The following is a 20195-nucleotide window of genomic DNA, read 5'->3' on the forward strand; positions in this document are numbered from 1 at the left end:
CCAGGGTGAGCGCGGCGCCGGCCCAGATCGGCGAGGTGTAGCCGAGTCCGGCGGCGATGGTCACCCCGCCGATCCAGGCGCCCAACGCGTTGCCGAGGTTGAACGCGGCGATGTTCGCCCCGGACGCCAGGGTCGGCGCCTGGTGGGCGTAGCGCATGATCCGCATCTGCAGCGGCGGCACGGTGGCGAAGCCGAACCCACCCATCAGCACCAGCGCGACGATGGTCAGCACCGGGTTGGTTGCGGTCAGCGCGAAGCCGACGAGCACCACGGTGAGCACCGCCAGGACGGTGACCAGGGTGCGTGACAGTGACCTGTCCGCCGCCCGGCCGCCGAGCAGGTTGCCCGCGAAGAGCCCCACTCCGAAGAGGACGAGCAGCCACGGCACGGTGCTGGTGGCGAAGCCGCTGACCTCGGTGAGCGTGTAGGCGATGTAGGTGAACGCGCCGAACATCCCGCCGAAGCCCAGGACGGTGATCACCAGGGAGAGCCAGACCTGGGGGTGGGTGAAGGCCCGCAACTCGCCGCGCAGCCCGCCCGCCGGGCGGTCGGCGTCCGCGGTGTCGCCGGTGGGAATGAGCAGGGCCAGCCCGATCAGGGCGACCACCCCGATGGCGGTGATCGCCCAGAACGTCGACCGCCAGCCGAAGTGCTGCCCGAGGAAGGTGCCGAAGGGCACGCCGAGCACGTTCGCGATGGTCAGGCCGGCGAACATCATGGCGATGGCGCCCGCCCGGCGGGCCGGTGCGACCAGGCCGGCGGCGACCACCGCGCCGATGCCGAAGAACGCGCCGTGGCAGAGCGCGGCGACGATCCGACCGGCCATCATCACGGCGTAGTCGCCGGCGACGGCGGAGAGCAGGTTGCCGATGATGAAGAGCACCATCAGGCCGAGCAGCACCGGTTTGCGGGGCAGTCGGGTGACCGCCGCGGTGAGGGCGACCCCGCCGACGGCCACGCTGAGCGCGTAGCCGGAGATCAACCAGCCGGCCACCGGCTCGGTGACCGCGAAGTCCGCGGCCACCTCGGGCAGCAGCCCCATGATCACGAACTCGGTGAGTCCGATGCCGAAGGCGCCGATGGCCAGCGCGATCAGGCCGGGCGGCAGGGACTTGTGGCGTACGGACATCGTCTTCCCATCGGGAGGGGAACAGATATGCGGCGCGTGCAATTACACGCGCCGGCAAAGAAATACTTGCACGCGCTTGATATCGGCGCAAGCGTGGTAGCCTGGGGCCCCTTCAGATCACACCGAGGAGGCCGCCATGGGCATCGCCGACGACGCGGTCGAGATCCGCGCGCAGGGCTGGCGCACCCTCGCCGCCCTGCACGGGCTGATCGAGACGTCCCTGGAGCGGGCCCTGCAGGCCGGCCACGACCTCTCCGTCGTCGAATACACGGTGCTCGACGCGCTCTCCCGCCAGGACGGCTGGCACATGCGGATGAGCCAGCTCGCCCGCGCCGCCGCGCTCTCCGGTAGCGCCACCACCCGGCTGGTCACCCGCCTGGAGCAGCGAGGGCTGCTCACCCGGATCCTCTGCGCCGACGACCGGCGCGGCATCTACACCGAGCTGACCCCGGCCGGCTCCGAGCTGCTCGCCCAGACCCGACCGACCCACGACCGGGTGCTCACCGACGCGCTCGCCGAGGCGGAGGCCACCCCCGAGCTGGCGCCACTGGTCGACGCCCTGCACCGGCTGCCAGCCGCCCGCTGACCGCCCCGCCGGCCCGGGCGACGGCGGGCGTACGGTACCCGCAGCCCGCACCGGGACCGTCGCGCAAGGAGGCAGGCGATGCAGGACCGCACCCCTCGTCCCGAAGAGCTGGAGCCGATCGAGCGCGCCGACATCGACGAGCTGCGCTCCCTGCAACGCGAACGGCTGCGCTGGTCGTTGCGGCACGCGTACGACCACGTGCCGCACTACCGCCGGGCGTTCGACGCCGCCGGCGTGCACCCCGACGACTGCCGCGACCTCGCCGACCTGGCCCGCTTCCCGTTCACCGGCAAGGCGGAGCTGCGTGACAACTACCCGTTCGGCATGTTCGCCGTACCCCGGGAGCGGGTCGCCCGACTGCACGCCTCCTCCGGCACCACCGGTCGACCCACAGTGGTCGGCTACACCCGCGACGACCTGCGGACCTGGGCCCGGCTGATGGCCCGGTCCATCCGCGCCTCCGGCGGCCGTCCCGGCGACCGCGTGCACGTCGCGTACGGCTACGGGCTCTTCACCGGCGGTCTGGGCGCCCATTACGGGGCCGAGGAACTCGGCTGCACGGTCATCCCGGTCTCCGGCGGCATGACCGAACGGCAGGTGCTGCTGATCCGCGACTTCGAACCCGAGGTCATCATGGTCACGCCCAGCTACATGCTCGCCATCGTCGACGAGATGCAGCGCCAGGGCGTCGACCCCCGCACCACCTCGCTGCGGGTCGGCATCTTCGGCGCGGAGCCGTGGACCGAGGACATGCGCCGCGAGATGGAACAGCGGTTGGACATCCACGCGGTCGACATCTACGGGCTCTCCGAGGTGATGGGCCCCGGCGTGGCCACCGAGTGCGTCGAGACCAAGGACGGGCTGCACCTCTGGGAGGACCACTTCTACCCGGAGATCATCGACCCGGTCACCGGGGTAGTGCTGCCCGACGGTGAGCGGGGCGAGCTGGTGCTGACCTCGCTGACCAAGGAGGCGATGCCGGTGGTGCGCTACCGCACCCGGGACCTCACCCGGCTGCTCCCCGGCACCGCGCGGCCGATGCGCCGGATCGAGAAGATCACCGGCCGGACGGACGACATGATGATCGTTCGCGGGGTGAACGTCTTCCCCACGCAGATCGAGGAGCTGATCCTGCGCACGCCGCAGCTGTCGCCGCACTTCCAGTGCGTCCTCGACCGGCGCGGCCGGCTGGACACCCTGACCGTACGGGTGGAGCGGCGCGTCGGGGTGGCCGTGGACGCCGCCGAGCGGGCCGGCGCGGCGCTGGTCGAGCTGGTGAAGAACACCATCGGGGTGAGCGTCGCGGTGGCGGTGCTCGCCCCGGACTCGGTGGAACGGTCGATGGGTAAGATGCGCCGCATCGTCGACCAGCGCGACGGCGACTGACGGCGCGGCGGCGCGGGGTCAACGGGGCACCGCGCCCGGCGGTGTCGACATAGGATCCGCGAGATGCGCGTGCTGGTGGTCTCCGCCCCGCTCGTCGGGCACGTCTTTCCCCTGGTGCCGCTGGCCGTCGCGCTGCGCGACGCCGGCCACGACGTGCTGGTGGCCACCGGCGGTGGGGCGATGGCCGCCGCCGGCGCAGGTCTGGCCGTGCACGACGTCGCGCCCGGCTTCGACTTCGGCCGGATCGCGCTGCGGGTCCTTCCCCGCCATCCGCTGATCGCGCGCGCCGAACTGGCCGGCACCGCCGGCACCCGGGGCGCCGGGCTGCTCTTCGGCGCTCTCAACGACCAGCTCACCGACCCGGTCGTCACGCTGGCCACCGGGTGGCGACCGGATCTGGTGGTGTACGAGCCGTTCGCGGTCGCCGGCGCGGTGGCGGCGGCGCTGCTCGACGTGCCGGCCGTACGCCAGGAGAACACCCTCTTCGACGGCCGGGACCTGGTCGGCGCGACCACCGCCCGGCTCGGGGCCGCGCTGCGCCGGCACGGCCTCGTGGAGCTGCCGCCACCCGCCGCCGCCCTCGCCGTGGCCCCGCCCAGCGTGGCCGCCCAGGCCGGCTGGCCGATGCGCTACACGTCCTACGTGGGCGGTGGTGAGCTGCCGGCCTGGCTGCGCGAGCCGGGCGAGCGACAGCGGATCCTGGTCACCCGCAGCACCCTGACCGGCCCCGGCGACCGGGGCCCGATGCCCGCCGTGGTGGCCGCCGCGGCCCAGGTGGACGCCGAGATCGTGCTGGTCCGGCCCGACGAGCGCTCGGCCCGTTCGCTGCCCGGCAACGTCCGGGTGGTGGACTGGATCCCGCTCGACGAGGCGTTACCGGCGAGCGCGGCGCTGGTGCACCACGGCGGGGCGGGCAGCGTTTACGGCGCCCTCGCCGCCGGCCTGCCGCAACTGGCCACGGTGGGCCCGGGGGACCGGCGGCACAACGCCGAGCTGGTGGCCCGCCGGGGCGCCGGCCTCGCGCTGCGTCCGGCCGACATCACCGCGCAGACACTGACCCAACTGCTCACCGACGAGAGCCTGCGGACGGCCGCCGGGCAGGTCAGCCAGGAGATCGCCGCGATGCCACCGCCGACGGCCCTGGTGGCCCGGCTGACGGCGCTGGTCTGATCCCCGCCCCGCGTGCCACAGCCGCGCCCACGCCCGGCTGCGGCAGGATGGCCTGATGCGACACGTCGTGCTGTTCCACTCCGTGTACGGGCTGCGGCCGGCCGTTCGTGCCGCCGCCGACCGGTTGCGCGCCGCCGGGCACCAGGTCACCGCCCCCGATTTGTACGGCGTCCCGGCCGCCGACACCGTCGAGGAGGGCTTCGCGCTGCTCGACAAGATCGGCCACGAGGTGGTGCTCGACCGGGCCCGCGCGGCGCTGCGCGACCTGCCGCCGCAGACGGTCCTCGCCGGTTTCTCGATGGGCGCCGGCGTCGCCGGGGCGCTGCTCGCCGAGCGCCCCGACGCCGCCGGCCTGCTCCTGCTGCACGGCACCGGCGGCGCGCCGGACACGGCGCGGCCCGGGTTGCCGGTGCAGCTGCACGTCGCCGACCCGGACCCGTACGACGCGCCGGACGAGGTCGACGAGTGGCAGCGGGCGATGACCGACGCTGGCACCGACCTGACCGTGTTCCGCTATCCCGGCGCCGGACACCTGTTCACCGACCCCGACCTCGCCGAGTACGCCCCGGACGCCGCCGCGCAGGTCTGGCCCCGGGTGCTGGCCTTCCTCACCGCCGACTGAGCGCCGGCCGGGCCACCCGACGTTCAGCGGGTGGTGGCGCCGATGCGCGGGGGAGTGGAGAGAGAGACGATCGCCCGCGGTGGCGCGTCACCCCGCCCCAGCTCCTCGATCATCCGGCCGACGGAGACGACCTCGCCCCGGGCCGCCAGCAGCAGCGCGAGCACGGCGCGTTGGCGGGGGCCGTCGGACCCTCGACGGGGCGCTATCGTGGCGGCAATCATGATCCTCACGGGGGTGCGGGAATGACGACCACAGCCTTCGACGACCACGAGCGGTCGCGCTGGGCCGGGCGGGCGGCGGCGTACGACGGCAGTTTCGCGCTGCTGTGCGCCCATCCCGCCCCGGCACTGTTGGACGCCGCCCACGTCGATGCCGGAACCCGAATGCTCGACGTCGGCACCGGTTCCGGGACCGTCGCCGGGTTGGCGTGCGCGCGCGGCGCCAGTGTGGTGGCCGTCGACGCGGAGCCCAGCATGGTCGACCTGGCCCGCAGCCGGCTCCCGTCCGCCGACGAGGTTAGCCTCGCGGCTCTGCCCCATCTCCCGTTCGACTCCGGGCAGTTCGACGCGGCCGTGGCGAACTTCGTGATCAATCACGTGGGCGACCCGGTGGCCGCGATCACCGAACTCCGACGGGTCGTCCGGCCGGGCGGACGGATCGCGGCGACGATCTGGCCCCACCCGCCGCCCGAGGCGCAGAGCCTCTGGGGCGAGGTCTTCGACGCTGCCGGGGTCGACCGCCCGACCTCGATGCCGAGGGTGGACGCGGAGCGGGACTTTCCCCGTACCCCCGAGGGGTTCGCCGGGTTGCTCGACGCCCCCGGCCTCGCCGACGTGCGGTGCGAGACGATCACCTGGGCGCACCGCACCGACCCCGAGGCGTGGTGGAGCGGCCCGGCGAACGGCATCAGCGGGCCCGGCCTGCTGATGGAGACCCAGCCGCCGGCGGTGATCGCCCGCATTCGTGCCGCGTACGACGAGCTGACCGCCGCCTACCGCGACCCGGATGGCCTGCTCGCGCTGCCCACCGCCGCGCTGTTGGCCTCGGCGTCCGTGCCGTAGGACGACTCGGCTGTGCCCGCCCCGCCGGGGGGTGGGGCACGGCGTCGAGAATGGGCGGCATGGAGTTCCTGTGTTACCACCGCGACCGGCCCGACTCGGCGACGTTGCGCGACGAGTTGCTGGCCGAGCACTGGACCTACATGGACCGGTTCGCGGCGGAGATGATTGCGCGTGGCCCTACCCTGTCCGGCGACACGGCCACCGGCAGCGTGCACATCGTCGACGTGCCCGACCCGGGCGCCGCGCGGGCGTTCGCCTTCGACGAGCCGAACTACCAGGCCGGCGTGTACCGGGATGTGCTGCTGCGCCGGTGGCGCAACACGCTGGGCCGCACGATGTGGGACTTTCCCGGCGGTCGGACCGGCGGCAACCGGTATCTGGTGCTCGGCCTCGGCGCGGGGCCGGCCGTTGACCTGGCCGTGCCGCCCGACCGGGACGAGCTGATCGCGTACGGGCCGCTGCTGTCCGACGACGGCGACACCTGGCTCGGCACCGCCGCGCTGGTTCGGGCGCCGACCCCGGACGCGGCGCGCGCCATCCTGACCGTGGAGCGGTACGCCGACGTCGAGGTGCACCACTGGCAGTTCGGCGGGCGACCGGTCTGACCCTCAGGCGGCGGCCAGGCCGTTCGGCCAGTGGATCAACGGGGGGCGAGGTGCGGCGCGCACGACCCTGGCCGGTGGGCCGACGCCGGCGGGTCCGCCGCGTTCGGGTGGCCCCGGCACGGTAGGCACCGCACGGATCGTCGCCGGGGCCCGGACCACGTCCGCAAGCCAGTGCCCGCCCGTGTTGGTCGGCGTCGCGGACGCTCGGGTCGGAGGCACGTCACTGGCGGACGCGACGGCGCGCAGGCGGCGGGCACCCGCCGGGCGGATGGCCCCGCGACTCGGCGCGGCCGGTGCGGTGGCCATCGTCGCCGTCGGGAGACGTCGGCGCGGCGGTTCGGTGCGGCGCGATGAGACCGTCGGGGCCACCACCGCGAAGACGGCGCCGAGGCGGCCAGCCCGGGAGCGAACGGCGTCGAGACGCGCCATGTCGGCTGGGCGGTCCGCGACAGGGTGATCTGCGGCGGAACGGTCCGCGGCGCGACGGACCGAGGTGGGGTCGAGGGCGTCCGGGCGGACGGTGTCGAGGCGCGGTGCTTCGGCGGCACGGCGGCCGAAGACGGCCCGCAACGCGCGGGGCAACCGCTCGGCGGCGACCTGGCGCAGCGCGGGCGCGGCGAACACGTACCCCCCGGCGCGCCGGGGGAGCAGCAGCCCGGCCGCGACCAGCCCGCGTAGGGCCGATGCGGACTGGCCAGGCGCCCAACCGAGGGCCCGGTCGACCGCAGTGCCGGAGACCGGACCGCCGGTGGTGGCAGCGGCCATCAGCACCGCCCGTCGTTCACCGTCGAGGTGGTCCAGCTCCGCGCCGACGGCCCGGCGGACCGCGTCGGGCAGCGGGAGCGTCACCCGGTCGGCGCCGTCCACGATTGACCGCACGTACGCCGCCGCGTGGCCGGGACGGCCCGCCACCAGTGGCAGCAGCCGGTCGGCCAGGGTCACCGGTTGCCCCGCCCGGGTGAGCAGGTGGCGCAGCAGCCGCCCGGACTGCACCGTGGCCAGGGGACGGATCGGCACGCGGCGGGCCGGGCCGGGTCGGGTGTCGGCCCACTGCGGCTGATGCACGGTGAGCACCGCCAGCGGCAGCCCGCGTGCCGCCGCCGCGGTGAACAGCGCGTGCAGGAAGTGACTCACGACGGGCGCGGCACGGTCCACGTCGTCCACGGCGACGACCAGCGGTCGGTGGGCGGCCAGGCGCAGCAGCACGTCCCGGCAGACCGCCGCGGCGGCCAGCGCCTCGGCCGAACCGTCCGGGGTGGTCAGCAGCGATTGCAGCGCCACCACCGCCGCCGCGACCCGGTCCGGCGGGTACAGCGGTGTCAGAGCGTCGGTCAGGCGGTCGCGGACCGCCGCCGGGCCGTCGCCGTGGCGGATGCCGGCGACGCCGCGGACCAGCTCGGCGACCGGCGCGAGCACCTGGTCGGGGTACGGCGGGCAGCCCACCACGCACCAGCGCACCGGCATCCCGTCCACCGTGCGCAGCGCGCGGGCCAGCTCGTGCAGCAGTCGGCTGCGGCCGCTGCCGCTCGGGCCGACCAGGGACACCCAGCGCGGTTCGCGCTCGTGCAGCGCCCGGGTCACCTGGTCGGTGATGCTTGCCAGTTCGCGACGTCGCCCGATCAGCGGGCCGTCGTGTCGGTCGGCGCCCGGTCGCGCCAGGCCGGCGGCATGCCACACCGGCATCGGCGGTACCCGGCCGGCGACCGGCACCGGCGCCAGTTGACGCTGCACGATGAGACCGGCGGTGGCCCGCGCCGTGGCGGCGCACAGCGCGACGGCGCCGGGTGCGGCGTACTCCTGCAGGCGGGCCGCGGTGGTGATCACCGCGCCGCTGGCCACGCCGTGGCCGCCGCTGACCGCGTCGCCCAGGTCGACCACCGCCTCGCCGGTGGCGACCCCGACGCGCACCCGCAGGGTGATGTCGCCGAGGATCGGCCGGCGATCCAGCGCGGCCTGGATCTCCAGCCCCGCCCGCACCGCCCGGTACGCGTCGAAGCCGTCGGAGTGTCGCGCCCCGAACAGCGCCATCACCGCGTCGCCGACGTACTTCTCGACCACGCCGTGCCAGCGGCGCAGCACGGAGGCGACCGTGTCGAAGTACGCCCGTTGCAGCGCGCGGACGTCCTCCGGGTCGAGCCGGTCGACAAGTGCGGTGGAGCCGACGATGTCGGCGAACAGCACGGTGACCGTCCGTCTCTCCTCGGCCACCGGCCAGTGTGGGCGGTCGGTCCGCTGCGTGTCGGCGACGATAGTGATCATGGGTGCGCACCGGTCCTTCCCCCGCTGATGGCTGACGACCCTCGGAGATTGGCATTCCTGGGCTGACGGGGGATCGGCAGAACGACGTATGTCGGCCACCCGCAACCTTTAGTCGCAATGTCGACGCGAGGAGTACCACAAGCGGCAGATGGCCGTAGAACGGTACGGGGGCGTGTGATTAGGCTGCGTCCCATGGCCAGCGATGTGGACACCGCACCGCTCGTGGGCCGGGCCGAGCTGGTGCAGACGGTTCGGTCGGCGCTGCTTGGTGACGTGGCACAGGGGCAGACGGCCGCCGTCTTCCTCACCGGTGAGAGCGGTGTGGGCAAGACCCGCCTCCTCGGTGAGATCGGTGCCCGATTGCGCGACCAGGGCGCATTGGTGCTGACCGGCAGTTGCCTGGACATCGGCGACGCCTCGCCGCTGCACCCGTTGCTGCAGGCGCTGCGGCGTTTCGACGGGGACCTGTCCGCGGCGCAGGCGCGCACCTCCTCGGCGGTGCGCGGGCTGTTGCAGATGTTCGCCGACGAGACGGGCGGCCCGGACGGCGCGGGCGCCCTGCTGGAACGCGTCTCCAGGGGCCTGCACCTGATCGCCGAGGGGCGACCGCTGGTGCTGATCCTGGACGACCTCCAGTGGGTCGACCGCAGCACCCGCCAGCTCCTGCTCTATCTGCTGGCCGGTCTCGGTGACCTCCAGCTCTCGGTGCTGGCCGCGGTGCGGGCCGAATCGTTGCAGGGCGCGCACCCGCTGCGCCGGGTGCTCACCGAGCTGCGCCGGCTGCGGACGGTCCGGGTGCTCGACCTGTCCCCGCTGGACCGCGCCGGCACCGAGCAGCTCGCCGCCGCGGTGGTCGGCCGGGCGCTTCCGCCCGACGCGGCCGAGCAGGTGTGGCAGCGCAGCGGCGGCAACCCGTTCGTCATCGAGGAGTTGGCCCGCGACCTGCGCGACGGGCGGGACGGGCTGTCCGAGACGCTGCGCGAGATCTTCCTCGACCGGGTCGACGCGCTGCCGCAGCACGCGCACGCCGTGGTGCACGCGGTGGCGGCGGGCGTCGAGCCCGTGCAGCACTGGCTGCTGGCCGAGGTGTTGCGGCTGCCCGAGGACGAGCTGATCGACGCCGCACGCGCCGCGGTCGCGCACCGGCTGCTGGTCGGTGCCGACGACGGCTACCGGCTGCGGCACCGCCTCGTCGCCGAGGTGCTGGCGCACGAGCTGCTGCCGGCCGAACGCTCCGGGCTGCACCGCCGCTACGCCGAGGCGCTGACCGCGGCGCCGGGCGAACTGCACCAGGCCCGGCTGGCGCATCACTGGCGGCTGGCCGGCGAGCCGGCGCGGGCGTTGCCGGCGGCGGTGGCCGCCGCGCAGGAGGCCGAGCGGCTGCACGGTTACGCCGAGGCGCACCGCCACTGGACGGCGGCGTTGCACCTGGCCGGCGACTCCGGCTCGCTGGAGGTGGACCGGATCGAGCTGCTCGGCAACGCCGCCGAGGCGGCCCACCACTGTGGGGAGCACGCCCGCGCGTTGGCCCTGCTGGAGGAGTTGGCCGCGCTGCGAGGCGGTGGGCCGAGCTGCGCGCTGCACATTCGCCGGGCTCGCTACCTGGCTGCCGCGGGGCGCTCGGCGCTCGCCGAGGAGGAGTACGAGCGGGCGCTGGAGGCGGCGGACTGCTCGCCGCGGGACCGGGCCGCCGCCGCCGCGCGGCTGGCCGAGCTGTTGCTGCACCTCGGCCGCTACGCCGACGCCGGCGAGCGGGCACGGGAGGCGCTGGCGCTGGCCGAGAACGCGGAGGATTCCGCCACCGAGGTCGTGCTGGCCAGCTCGGCGCTGGGCTTCAGCGACGCCTTTCTGGAAGACCCGGACGCCGGTCTGGCGGTCATGCGCGACGCCCTCGACACCGCCGAGCGCGCTGGCCAGCCCGAGGACGTGGCCTGCGCCTACCTGCACCTGGCGGAGCTGCTGACCGGGCCGCTGAACATCCTCGAAGAGGGCGTGGTCGTGGCACGGCGGGGCGCGGAGCGGGTGGCCGAGCTGGGGCTGGGCCGCACCTGGGGCACCCGGCTGCTGGCCATCGCCATCAACGGGCTGTTCCGGGTGGGCCAGTGGGCCGAGGCGGAGAAGGTGGTCGCCGTGGCCCTGCGGCACCGACCGTCCGGCGCGGACGCCGTCGAGTTGCTGCTCGCCCGCTGCCGGCTCTCGGTGGGCTACGGCGACATTGAGGCCGCCGGTCGGGACCTCGACGCGGTGGCGACCCTGCTCGCCGGCGGTGGAGCGCGCCACGTCATCCCGCTGCTCACCCTGCGATCCGGGTTGGCGATGTGGGAGGGTCGGCACGACGTGGCGCGGCTGGCGGTCCAGCGCGGCCTCACCGAGAGCCGCTCCGACGACGTGATGATCCTGTCCGCCCTGGTCTGGCACGGGCTGCGCGCCGAGGCGGAGGCGCACTCCAGCCGCACCGTGGACGTGGACCCGACGGCCGTACGCCGGCTGCGGGACGTCGCCGACCGGATGGCCCGCAAGAGCGCCGGAGCGGCCCGACCGGTGCGCTCGGTGGTGGAGGGCTTCCTGGCCCTGTGCGCCGCCGAGGTGAGCCGCCTCAACGGCAGCGACCCCGAGCTGTGGGCCACCTCGGTCGCCGAGTGGGACCGGCGTAACCACCCCTATCCGGCGGCGTACTCCCGCCTGCGGCAGGCGGAGGCTCTGCTGGCCCGGCGCAGTCGGGTGGCCACCGCGGGCAAGCTCCTGCGGGAGGCGTACGGAGTGGCGCAGGGGTTGGGCGCGGTGCCGTTGACCTCGGAGATCCGGGAGTTGGCGGGGCGGGCCCGGGTGTCGCTGCAGGAGCGCGTCGCCGACGGCGCGCGCGCCGCCGCGTCGGCCGAGCCGGTCGGCGACGAGTTGGCTGCTCTCACCGCGCGCGAGCGGGAGGTGCTCGCGCTCGTCGCCGAGGGGTTGACCAACAAGGAGATCGGGCAGCGGCTGTTCATCAGCGAGCGGACCATCGGTGTGCACGTGTCGCACATCTTCGACAAACTCCAGGTCCGCACCCGCGTCCAGGCCAGCGCGATCATGCTGCGCAACTCCCGCGGCTGACGGCACCGGTACGTATCCCGGCGCGTGTGCGCGCCGGGATACGTCGTTCTACTGATCCCGGCGGCGGCCCTCGGCTGAGAGGCTGAGCCCCGTCGACGGCGTCGCGGGGGCGTCACGACCACAATGGAGGAGAGATGACCGAACCCGTCTGGGGGCCCGTGCACCGGGACATCGTCGACCTGCTGGCCGACCATCCGGCGGACGTGCCAGCGGTGGTCGATCACCTCACCAAGCTCCAGGACATGCTGGTGCGGCTGCCGCCGCTGGAGGCGAGCTGCCCGCTCGCCGACTTCAACAAGCTCTACCTGACGATCACCAGCAGCGTGCTGGACGGTCTGTACGACGACCGTTTCGTCGACCCGGTGTTCCTCTCCCGGCTGGATGTCGAGTTCGCGGCCCGCTACTTCGACGCCCTGCGGCTGTGGACCGACTCCAGCCCCGGCACGCCGAAGGCGTGGTCGTGTCTGTTCTCGCGGATGCGCGGGCCGGACGCTCGCCCGTTGCCGTCGGCGGCGGCAGGTGTGAACGCGCACATCAACTTCGATCTGCCGTTCGCGTTGGTGACGACGTTCGACCACCTGGAGTCGGAGCCGGTCGACGGCACCGACCAGCACCACGACTACCTGGAGATCAACAACATCTTCGCGGACAAGATCCCCGGCCTGCGCCGAGGCTATCTGGAGCGGTGGCAGCTGCTCATCGACATGCTCAACGGCGACATCGACGACTGGTACCAGGGGGAACTGGTCGAGTACACCCGCGATGTCGCCTGGCGCAACGCGCAGAAGATCTGGCGGTGCCGGCACGATCCGGACGCCCGCGAGTGTGAGCGCACGCGGTTGGACGACAACGCCGCGGCGCTCGGCCGGTTGCTGCTCTCGCCCCTCGGGGCGTTCCTGCAGTAGCCGGGACGGGGGGTCCCCGCGCTCCGCCCGTGGGGGCGGCGGAGCGCGGGGGCGCGTCCGCCCCACCAGCTCCACCACCCGCGGGTCGACCGGTGTTCACCGGCGGCGGCGGGGAGTCAGCCGGTCGGCTCGGGGGGTGTCGACCGTCTGCCGTCGTCGGCCGGCCCGGGGGTTGCCGGCCGGCGGCGGGGGAGCGGGTGCGGGCCGGGCTCGCTGTGCCGGTCGGCGGTGACGGGACGGGCCGCCGGCCGGCCCAGCGGCCACGCGGGGGTACGGGCCACCGCACGGTGGTGGGGGGCCGGACCGGCCGCGGTGTGCTCGGTCGTCAACGGGGCACCGGCCGGGGGTGTCGGTCGGCTCGTACGGGGTACGCCCGCGCCATGACCGTCCTGGCCCGGCGTCGGCCCGCCGCCCGACCCCGCCCCGCGCGGCCCGGTCCGCTGCGGCCGGGCGGCCCGGTACCGCGACCCGCCGCCCGTCCCGGTGCGCGATGACCGCCGCTTTGGCCCGGTTTCCGTTCCGCTTCGACCCGGCGTTCCGTCCGCCGTTGGCGCTGCTGGGTGTGCGGCCGGCGACGGCCTGGGTCGCCGTCACCGACCAGGACCTCCTGATCCGGTACGGGCCGTGGCGGCTGCGCACCGGCCGGGACAACGTGCTCGGCGCCGAGGTGGGCGGCCCGTACCGCTGGTGGCGGGTGATCGGCCCGCACCTGTCGTTGGTCGACGGCGGCGTGAGCTTCGGCAGCAGCACGGCGGGCGGGGTCTGCCTGCGCTTCGGCGTACCGGTGCCGGCTCTGGCGCCCGGCGGCTGGCCCCGGCATCCGGCGGCCACGGTCACCGTTGCCGACCCGCCGGCCCTCGCTCGGCTGCTCGCCGGATGAGGACCTGCCCTGAGCAGGCCATCCGCGTACCCGGTTCCGCCGGTCGGACCGCCGGGCACCACCTACCGTCGGATCAGGACCTGCGAGGGTGGGACGGGCGATGGCTGACGAGCACCGGGCGAGACCGCGACGCTGGAACGGACGACGCCATACGCCGACGGGACCGGACCCGGCCCTGCGCGCCGCCCGCGACCCGGCCCGCCCGCACTCCGGCGGCCGGCGGGGTGTCGTGGTGCCCGAGCGGGTCGACAGTCCGGCCCGGTCGGCGCCGCCGGCCAGCCCGCTGCGCCGGTGGCTCTTCCAGCACCAGGTGCAGCCGCCCGGCCCGGAGGCCGAAGAGGGGCAGAGCCGCCGGCACCCCTGGTGGCAGGTGATGTGCCTGACCGGCGTGGACTACTTCTCCACCCTGTCCTACCTGCCGGGCATCGCGGCGGTGGCCGCTGGTGCGCTGTCCCCGCTGGCGACCATGCTGATCGTCGCGCTGACCCTGTTCGGCATGCTGCCCATGTACCGCCGGGTGGCCCAGGAGAGCCCGCACGGGCAGGGCTCGGTCGCGATGCTGGAACGGCTGCTGCCGTTCTGGCGGGGCAAGATCTTCGTGCTCGTGCTGCTCGGGTTCGTGGCCACCTCGTGGATCATCACGATCACCCTGTCCTCGGCCGACGCCACCGTGCACCTGCTGGAGAACCCGTACCTGCCGGACGCCCTGCACGGCCCGGCGGTGCCGGTGCTGGTCACCATGGCGCTGCTGCTCGTCCTCGGCGGCGTGTTCCTGCTCGGCTTCCGCGAGGCCGTCGTGGTGGCCATCCCGCTGGTGGCGGTCTTCCTCGTCCTCAACGCGGTGATCGTGGTGGTCGCGGTGACCCGGATCGTCGAGGACCCCGCCATCGTGTCGGACTGGACCACCGCGCTGACCGCGGGCGGCGGGGCGGGCCACGTCCTGATCACGGCCGTGCTGGCGTTCCCGCTGCTGGTGCTGGGGCTGTCCGGCTTCGAGACCGGCGTCAGCATGATGCCGCTGGTGTCGGCCGACGGCCCGGACCCGGCGGCCAGGCTGGCCGCCCGGATCCGCAACACCCGCCGGCTGCTCACCACCGCCGCGCTGATCATGTCGGTGTACCTGATCTCGACGACCTTCGTGACCACCGCGCTCATTCCCGCCGCCGAGTTCCGCCCGGGCGGCCCCGCGAACGGTCGGGCGCTGGCCTTCCTGGCGCACACCTATCTCGGCGAGGGTTTCGGCACCGTCTACGACGTGAGCAGCGTGCTCATCCTCTGGTTCGCCGGCGCTTCGGCCATGGCCGGCCTGATCAACATCGTGCCCCGCTACCTGCCCTCGTACGGCATGGCCCCGGAATGGGCGCGCGCGGTACGCCCGGTGGTGATCGTCTACACCGTGGTCAGCGTCGCCATCACGATCGCCTTCCGGGCCGACGTCAACGCCCAGGCCGGGGCGTACGCTACCGGCATCCTGGCGATGATGGTCTCCGGCGCGGTGGCGGTGACCATCTCCGCGGTCCGGCACCGCCAGCGCGCCGCCGGCATCGGCTTCACGGTGCTGACCCTGGTGCTGCTGTACGCGCTGTTGGAGAACGTCGTCGAGCAACCGGACGGGATCACCATCTCGGCGCTGTTCATCCTGGGCATCATCGTGGTGTCGCTGATCTCCCGCGTCACCCGGACGACGGAGCTGCGCGCCGAGCGGATCGAGTTCGACGAGCCGGCCCGCCGGTTCGTCGCCGATTCGCTGGCTCATGACGGGCAGTTGCACCTCATCGCCAACAAGCGGCAGAGCGGCTCGGCGAAGGAGTACACGATCAAGGAGCGGGCGCAGCGGAGCATCAACCCGGTGCCCGGGGCCGCCGACGTGCTGTTCCTGGAGATCGACGTGGTGGATCCGTCGGGGTTCAGCCAGGTGCTGCGGGTGCACGGCGTCGAGGTGGCCGGCTTCCGGGTGCTGCGGGCCAGCAGCCCGGCCGCGCCGAACGCGATCGCCGCGATCCTGCTGGCGCTGCGCGACGCCACCGGGGTACGCCCGCACGCGCACTTCGAGTGGTCGGAGGGCAGCCCGATCGCGCATCTGCTGCGCTACCTGATCCTCGGCCAGGGGGACACCCCGCCGGTGGTACGGGAGATCATTCGCCGTATCGAGCCCGACCCGCTGCGTCGGCCCGGCATCCACGTCGGCGGGTGAGCGCGCGCACCGTCTGGTGCCGTTGAAGATGAATGGCAGCACTGTTCACGTTTCACACCTTCCTGTCCGTATTGGCTCGGGACCGACAAACGCCGCCCACGCCTCCGAACCAGCCTCCTAGGACGCGCTGCGCGGTGTGACGGTGCCCGCGGCGGGCACCGTGCCCCTCAACCCCGGGCGGCAAACGGCCCGCGCCCTGGACGGGCGCGGGCCGGTGGACCGTGTTCGTCCTACTTGGACGGCTCGGGCAGCTTGCAGTCGACCTTGGGGTTGGCCCCGATGTAGTTCAGCGGTCCGGCCACGATCGTGACCAGGATCGTGCCGGCCTCGGCGCAGTTGGTGTCGTCGCCGCTGTAGTAGCCCCGCTGGCCGCCGGCGATGGCGCCGATCACCAGCCAGATCACGACGATGACTCCGAGTATCGAGGTGCCGCGCATCGCTGCCTCCTGAAGGAATGTGGTGGATCTGAGGTGCAGGCGTTGTACCCAATCGGGTCGCGCGGCTAACGGTGGGCGTCCGGCCCCTACGCCGGATCCTCCGTCCGGCCGATGCCGTCCGCCGTCGGTACCGCGTCGGCATCGGCCGCCCGCATCGCGTCCCGACGGTCGGCTATCGGATCGCCGACCGACCCGGCCGCGGTACGGGCGACCGGACGTAGAACTGCCTCACGGCCCCGCCGAGGAGGACCCATGAACGCGCCGACCCCATTTCTGTCCATCGACCGCCCCGAGGACGTAGCGGTCGCGGCCCGCGCGCTCGCCGGCGGCGCGGTCGTCGCGGTGGCGTTCGCCAACTTCTACGCGATCGTCACCCGGCCGGACGCGACCACCGTCCGCCGGGTCAACCTGGCCAAGGGCCGCCCGGTTCACCAGGTCGGCAGCATCACCACCGCCATCGGACGGGTCCCGGGAATGTTCGACTGGTCCCGGATCTCGCCCCGGTTGCCGATCGGCCGGGTGCGGGCGCTGATGGACGCCCTCTACGGCGCCGGGCCGTTCGGATTCCGGGGCCCCGCCGCCGACCGGCTGCCCGAACACCTCACCCAGCTCGACCACGGCCTGCGTACCACCCAGGTCATCGCTCCCGGTCTGACCTGCCCGTCCAACACGTTCTTCGAGCGGGCGCTCGCCGAGACCGGCACCGATCACCTCTACATCACGTCGGCGAACCGGTCCCGACACCACACCGGGATGGTCGAGGAGCCGGCGCACTGGAAGGCCGGCGCGCTCGCCGCCGACTTCGCCCACCTCGACGACCTGGTGGTGCTCGCCCACCCGGACGAGGCGGCCGCTCGCGCCGCCTACCCCGGCTACCTCACCACCTCGGTGACCCTGCTCTCCTTCCACGCGCCGGAGTGCGAGCTGGAGGAGCCGCCGGTACTGACCGTGGACCGGCACGGTTCGCTGCACCTGGACGACGTACGCCGGGCCGCCGCTCCGCTGGGCCTTCAGGTGCGCCTCGGCAGCACCGCCGGGCGACGGTTGCAGGTCCGGGGGTACGCGGAAGCGCTGGTGTGAGCCACCACCGGATCGGCCTGCCGGTGCTGGCCGGTGCGGGGAGTCAGTGCGGCGGGGCGGGGGACTCCGGCGGTTTGCCGCGACTGCGGCGATAGTCGGCGTACGCGACGCCGGCCAACACCAGCAGGGCGCCGAGGGAGGCGCACAGCGGCGGCAGGTACATCGCCGCCGGCGCGATCGTCAGCAGCGCCAGGAGGCCGCCGGCCCGCGACGGCGACACCCGGCTGAACACCTCGTACTCGAATGAGGACCGGCCGACCAGGAACAGCGCCGGGCCGCCGAGGATCACCGCCACCCAGGCCGGCGGCGTACGGCCGGGGTCGTCGTGCAGCACCAGGTCGAACCCGGAGGCCGTGACCACCACTCCGGAGATCATCAGCAGGTGGGTGTACGGCGCGGTGAACAGGAACTTGCCCGGCGCCCCGGACATCTTGATCGCCGTCGGCAGCAGCTGGCCGGACTTGTGGACGTAGATCCGCCAGAGCAGCAGGGTGGTCGCGAACGCCACGGCGAACGACGCGATGTTCTGCGCCGCGGAGTGGGCCAGGTTGAACATGGTGCCGATCGTCAGGATGGCGTCGCCGAGGGCGATGATGAAGAACTGCTGGTACCGCTCGGAGAGGTGCTCGGCCGTGACGTTGCGCTGCGGCTCCGGCACCACCCCCAACCCGGGCACCGGGTACGCGAGCCGGAAGCCGCCGTAGTCGATGGCGAGCGCGATGGCCCAGCACGCCAGCCGGGCGTCGCCGCTGACGAACCCGCCGATGATCCAGGGGATCGCCGACACGGCGAACCAGACGAAGATGCGCACGGCCCTGCGCTGGGTCTGCGGTTCCCGGCGCACGGCCGGCACCAGGAACAGCCCGCGCCCGAGGTGGATGGCCACGTACGTGGCGGCGAAGACGATTCCCCGTGCGCCGAACGCCTCCGGGATCGCGGTGGTCATCAACAGGGCGCCGAACATCACGGCGCTGATCAGCAGCTTGATCTCGGTGCGGTCCGGGTCGTACAGGTCGGTGACGAGGGTGGTGATCGCCCACGTCCACCAGACGGCGGCCAGCAGGATCAACGACTGACCGGCCCGATGCCAGTCGAGCTGGTTGACCATGCCCCGCGAGATGAGGGCGAGCGCGACCACGTACACCAGGTCGAAGAAGAGTTCGAGCAGCGTCACCCGGCGGGGGGCATCCGGGTCGCGCACCGGCGGTCGGCTCTTGCGGTCCCCGGGCTCCGGCGCGGAGAGGTGCACGATTGCTCCTGCGGTGCCGGTGGACGCGGCGAGCCATCCGGCCCACCTCGACCGACGCTAGCCAGCGGTCGGACGCGCCACTCCGGATTCGTCTGGTCGTCCCCCGACCGGGGAGGCGGTTGATCGACTCGGCTTTCCTGAGGCCGGGGTGTCCGGGCGGGTGGATGGCCCGGTTTTCGGGACATCGGGTCGATCACGGCCCCGGCTCTCGGCCCCCGGCTGCTCCGCCACAACGACGGAACCCCCGGGCCGACCGTCGGGAAGACGGGCGCCCGGGGGTTCGCTGTCGGCTCTCAGCCCTGGCTGCCACCCGGCAACACCGCGGTCGCCTGGTCACCGGCACCGGCCAGCACCCGCGCCTGCTGGGGCCAGGTGGCCAACGCGGGTGCCGCACGTAGACCGGCGGTCCGGATCAGGTCGCGCAGCGCCGGCTCGTCCAGCTCGCCGAGCTGGCGGTAGGTGCGTACGCCGGCCGCCTGCAACGCGGCCGCCATCTTCGGCCCGACCCCCTGGATCCGGCGGAAGTCGTCCGCCGGGCCCGTCGGTTCGGTGTCCGCCTGCGTCGGCGTGGTCTCGGCCATCCGGACCGGCGGGGCGGCCCGCACCGGCTCGGCGTCCTCGACGTCCGCCGAGGTCGCGCCCGCCGCAACCGCCGGCGTCGCCTCGGCCGGGGTGACCTCGGCGTCCGTGGTCTCGGCCTGCGTGACCTCGGCCTCGGTGGTCTCGGCCGGGCTGGTCTCCGCCGGGCTGGTCTCGGCCGGGATGGCCTCGGCCTCGGTGGTCTCGGCCGGGTTGGTCTCCGCCTGCGCGACCTCCGCCGGGGTTGCCTCGGCGTGGGACGCCTCGGACGGCAGGGTGTCGATGCTGTCGTCCATCGGCTGCCGCGGGGCGATCACCGTCGCCGGGGCGGGCTGCTCGTCGACCGCGACCGGCTCCGGTTCCGCCGCGACCGCGGGCGGTTCGTCGACCGCGTCGGTCCGCTCGGTGGCGGGGACGGGCGGCGGGGCGTCGGTGAGGGCCATGTCGCCCGTGTCGACGGCGTCCGGGGCGGAGTCGTCCCGCGTGGTCACCGCAGCCGGTGCGCTGACCGTGTCCACCGGGGTCGGCTCCTCGGTGACCGCGGCCGGGGGGGCGTCCACGGCCGCCGCCGGGGAGGCCTCGTCGGTGGCGGCCGGCGGCACCGGAGCGTCGATCACGGCCAGGCCGGCGACGGGGTCACCGTCCACGATCGACTGACCCTGCCCGCTGGCCCGCGTGTCCTGCCGGCCGCGCAGCAACCATCCGGCGGCCAGGCCCAGCAACAACGCCAGTACCACTATCAGCGAGTGTCCGATAGACCACTCCACGGCGAACCTCCCTCTCATTTCATCGAAAAAGTCACGAGAAAAACTCGCCGCAGCTTTGCACACGTGCTTTGCCGATGACAGAGAGGACCGGTCGTCGGCACGATGGTCGGGACGGTCACCTCGGGTGGTGCCTGACGGGTGACGCAGCGTCGCAGCCACGGCAGGACGGAACCGGCGGGCCCCGTGCGCCGTTCGA

17 protein-coding genes are annotated in these 20195 nt (G+C 73.8%); 11 read left to right on the plus strand and 6 right to left on the minus strand.

Annotation, left to right across the window (positions count from 1 at the left end; genetic code table 11):
- A partial coding sequence (locus ABZU53_RS24690; protein WP_355067744.1) for an MFS transporter occupies positions 1 to 1129 on the minus strand: 1129 nt, incomplete at its 3' end.
- A gap of 136 nt (positions 1130 to 1265) precedes the next feature.
- Between ABZU53_RS24690 and ABZU53_RS24695 the strand changes: the two genes are divergently transcribed.
- The 4 genes from ABZU53_RS24695 (at position 1266) to ABZU53_RS24710 (ending at position 4893) form a co-directional block, all read left to right on the plus strand.
- The gene (locus tag ABZU53_RS24695; protein ID WP_238660760.1) at positions 1266 to 1715 is read left to right on the plus strand and encodes a MarR family transcriptional regulator; all 450 of its coding nucleotides are present in this window, start codon (positions 1266 to 1268) and stop codon (positions 1713 to 1715) included.
- 78 nt (positions 1716 to 1793) lie between these two features.
- On the plus strand, positions 1794 to 3101 hold the full coding sequence (paaK, locus tag ABZU53_RS24700) for a phenylacetate--CoA ligase PaaK (RefSeq protein WP_354862246.1): 1308 nt from the start codon (positions 1794 to 1796) through the stop codon (positions 3099 to 3101).
- 63 nt (positions 3102 to 3164) lie between these two features.
- Positions 3165 to 4271: a nucleotide disphospho-sugar-binding domain-containing protein gene (locus ABZU53_RS24705; RefSeq protein ID WP_355067747.1), complete on the plus strand. Its 1107-nt coding sequence runs from the start codon at positions 3165 to 3167 to the stop codon at positions 4269 to 4271.
- Positions 4272 to 4326: 55 nt separating this feature from the next.
- Positions 4327 to 4893, plus strand: a complete 567-nt coding sequence (locus ABZU53_RS24710) for a dienelactone hydrolase family protein (RefSeq protein ID WP_355067749.1) — start codon at positions 4327 to 4329, stop codon at positions 4891 to 4893.
- A 23-nt stretch (positions 4894 to 4916) separates the two neighbouring features.
- Here ABZU53_RS24710 and ABZU53_RS24715 read toward each other — a convergent pair whose 3' ends face one another.
- Entirely contained in the window at positions 4917 to 5114 is a 198-nt protein-coding gene (locus ABZU53_RS24715) for a hypothetical protein (protein WP_354862749.1), read from the minus strand.
- A 21-nt stretch (positions 5115 to 5135) separates the two neighbouring features.
- Here ABZU53_RS24715 and ABZU53_RS24720 point away from each other — a divergent pair, with 21 nt between their 5' ends.
- Positions 5136 to 5954, plus strand: a complete 819-nt coding sequence (locus ABZU53_RS24720; protein ID WP_355067751.1) for a class I SAM-dependent methyltransferase — start codon at positions 5136 to 5138, stop codon at positions 5952 to 5954.
- Between the two features lie 59 nt (positions 5955 to 6013).
- Positions 6014 to 6559 carry a YciI family protein gene (locus ABZU53_RS24725; RefSeq protein ID WP_355067752.1) on the plus strand — a complete coding sequence of 182 codons (546 nt, stop codon included), beginning with the start codon at positions 6014 to 6016 and terminating at the stop codon, positions 6557 to 6559.
- 3 nt (positions 6560 to 6562) lie between these two features.
- Here ABZU53_RS24725 and ABZU53_RS24730 read toward each other — a convergent pair whose 3' ends face one another.
- Positions 6563 to 8818 (minus strand): adenylate/guanylate cyclase domain-containing protein, encoded by a 2256-nt coding sequence (locus ABZU53_RS24730; protein WP_355067754.1) that lies wholly within the window; start codon positions 8816 to 8818, stop codon positions 6563 to 6565.
- A 192-nt stretch (positions 8819 to 9010) separates the two neighbouring features.
- On the opposite strand from ABZU53_RS24730, the gene ABZU53_RS24735 reads away from it, so the two are divergent.
- From ABZU53_RS24735 to ABZU53_RS24750, 4 genes are all read left to right on the plus strand, one after another.
- A complete protein-coding gene (locus ABZU53_RS24735) occupies positions 9011 to 11908 on the plus strand; it encodes an AAA family ATPase (RefSeq protein ID WP_355067756.1) in 2898 nt (965 codons plus the stop codon).
- Positions 11909 to 12042: 134 nt separating this feature from the next.
- The gene (locus ABZU53_RS24740) at positions 12043 to 12813 is read left to right on the plus strand and encodes a DUF5995 family protein (protein ID WP_354862756.1); all 771 of its coding nucleotides are present in this window, start codon (positions 12043 to 12045) and stop codon (positions 12811 to 12813) included.
- Positions 12814 to 13303: 490 nt separating this feature from the next.
- Entirely contained in the window at positions 13304 to 13693 is a 390-nt protein-coding gene (locus ABZU53_RS24745; RefSeq protein ID WP_355067757.1) for a hypothetical protein, read from the plus strand.
- A 100-nt stretch (positions 13694 to 13793) separates the two neighbouring features.
- On the plus strand, positions 13794 to 15887 hold the full coding sequence (locus ABZU53_RS24750) for an amino acid transporter (RefSeq protein WP_355067759.1): 2094 nt from the start codon (positions 13794 to 13796) through the stop codon (positions 15885 to 15887).
- A gap of 230 nt (positions 15888 to 16117) precedes the next feature.
- On the opposite strand, the gene ABZU53_RS24755 is transcribed toward ABZU53_RS24750, so the two are convergent.
- Positions 16118 to 16324 carry a hypothetical protein gene (locus ABZU53_RS24755; protein WP_007460667.1) on the minus strand — a complete coding sequence of 69 codons (207 nt, stop codon included), beginning with the start codon at positions 16322 to 16324 and terminating at the stop codon, positions 16118 to 16120.
- A gap of 252 nt (positions 16325 to 16576) precedes the next feature.
- Here ABZU53_RS24755 and ABZU53_RS24760 point away from each other — a divergent pair, with 252 nt between their 5' ends.
- On the plus strand, positions 16577 to 17404 hold the full coding sequence (locus ABZU53_RS24760; protein WP_355067761.1) for a hypothetical protein: 828 nt from the start codon (positions 16577 to 16579) through the stop codon (positions 17402 to 17404).
- 43 nt (positions 17405 to 17447) lie between these two features.
- On the opposite strand, the gene ABZU53_RS24765 is transcribed toward ABZU53_RS24760, so the two are convergent.
- Together ABZU53_RS24765 and ABZU53_RS24770 are read right to left on the minus strand one after the other, a co-directional pair.
- Entirely contained in the window at positions 17448 to 18653 is a 1206-nt protein-coding gene (locus ABZU53_RS24765; protein ID WP_355067763.1) for a low temperature requirement protein A, read from the minus strand.
- Between the two features lie 293 nt (positions 18654 to 18946).
- Positions 18947 to 19999, minus strand: coding sequence for a hypothetical protein (locus tag ABZU53_RS24770; RefSeq protein WP_355067765.1), 1053 nt, complete (start codon positions 19997 to 19999; stop codon positions 18947 to 18949).
- Between the last annotated feature and the right edge of the window lie 196 nt (positions 20000 to 20195).

The sequence above is a fragment of the Micromonospora sp. NPDC005194 genome (assembly GCF_040608335.1).
GTDB lineage: Bacteria > Actinomycetota > Actinomycetes > Mycobacteriales > Micromonosporaceae > Micromonospora.

Coding starts and splice junctions, on each gene's coding strand:
- ABZU53_RS24720 (WP_355067751.1), top strand. CDS start 5,136: ATGACGACCACAGCCTTCGACGACCACGAGCGGTCGCGCTGGGCCGGG.
- ABZU53_RS24695 (WP_238660760.1), top strand. CDS start 1,266: ATGGGCATCGCCGACGACGCGGTCGAGATCCGCGCGCAGGGCTGGCGC.
- ABZU53_RS24730 (WP_355067754.1), bottom strand. CDS start 8,818: ATGATCACTATCGTCGCCGACACGCAGCGGACCGACCGCCCACACTGG.
- ABZU53_RS24755 (WP_007460667.1), bottom strand. CDS start 16,324: ATGCGCGGCACCTCGATACTCGGAGTCATCGTCGTGATCTGGCTGGTG.
- ABZU53_RS24760 (WP_355067761.1), top strand. CDS start 16,577: ATGAACGCGCCGACCCCATTTCTGTCCATCGACCGCCCCGAGGACGTA.
- ABZU53_RS24750 (WP_355067759.1), top strand. CDS start 13,794: ATGGCTGACGAGCACCGGGCGAGACCGCGACGCTGGAACGGACGACGC.
- paaK (WP_354862246.1), top strand. CDS start 1,794: ATGCAGGACCGCACCCCTCGTCCCGAAGAGCTGGAGCCGATCGAGCGC.
- ABZU53_RS24705 (WP_355067747.1), top strand. CDS start 3,165: ATGCGCGTGCTGGTGGTCTCCGCCCCGCTCGTCGGGCACGTCTTTCCC.
- ABZU53_RS24725 (WP_355067752.1), top strand. CDS start 6,014: ATGGAGTTCCTGTGTTACCACCGCGACCGGCCCGACTCGGCGACGTTG.
- ABZU53_RS24715 (WP_354862749.1), bottom strand. CDS start 5,114: ATGATTGCCGCCACGATAGCGCCCCGTCGAGGGTCCGACGGCCCCCGC.
- ABZU53_RS24735 (WP_355067756.1), top strand. CDS start 9,011: ATGGCCAGCGATGTGGACACCGCACCGCTCGTGGGCCGGGCCGAGCTG.
- ABZU53_RS24710 (WP_355067749.1), top strand. CDS start 4,327: ATGCGACACGTCGTGCTGTTCCACTCCGTGTACGGGCTGCGGCCGGCC.
- ABZU53_RS24745 (WP_355067757.1), top strand. CDS start 13,304: ATGACCGCCGCTTTGGCCCGGTTTCCGTTCCGCTTCGACCCGGCGTTC.
- ABZU53_RS24740 (WP_354862756.1), top strand. CDS start 12,043: ATGACCGAACCCGTCTGGGGGCCCGTGCACCGGGACATCGTCGACCTG.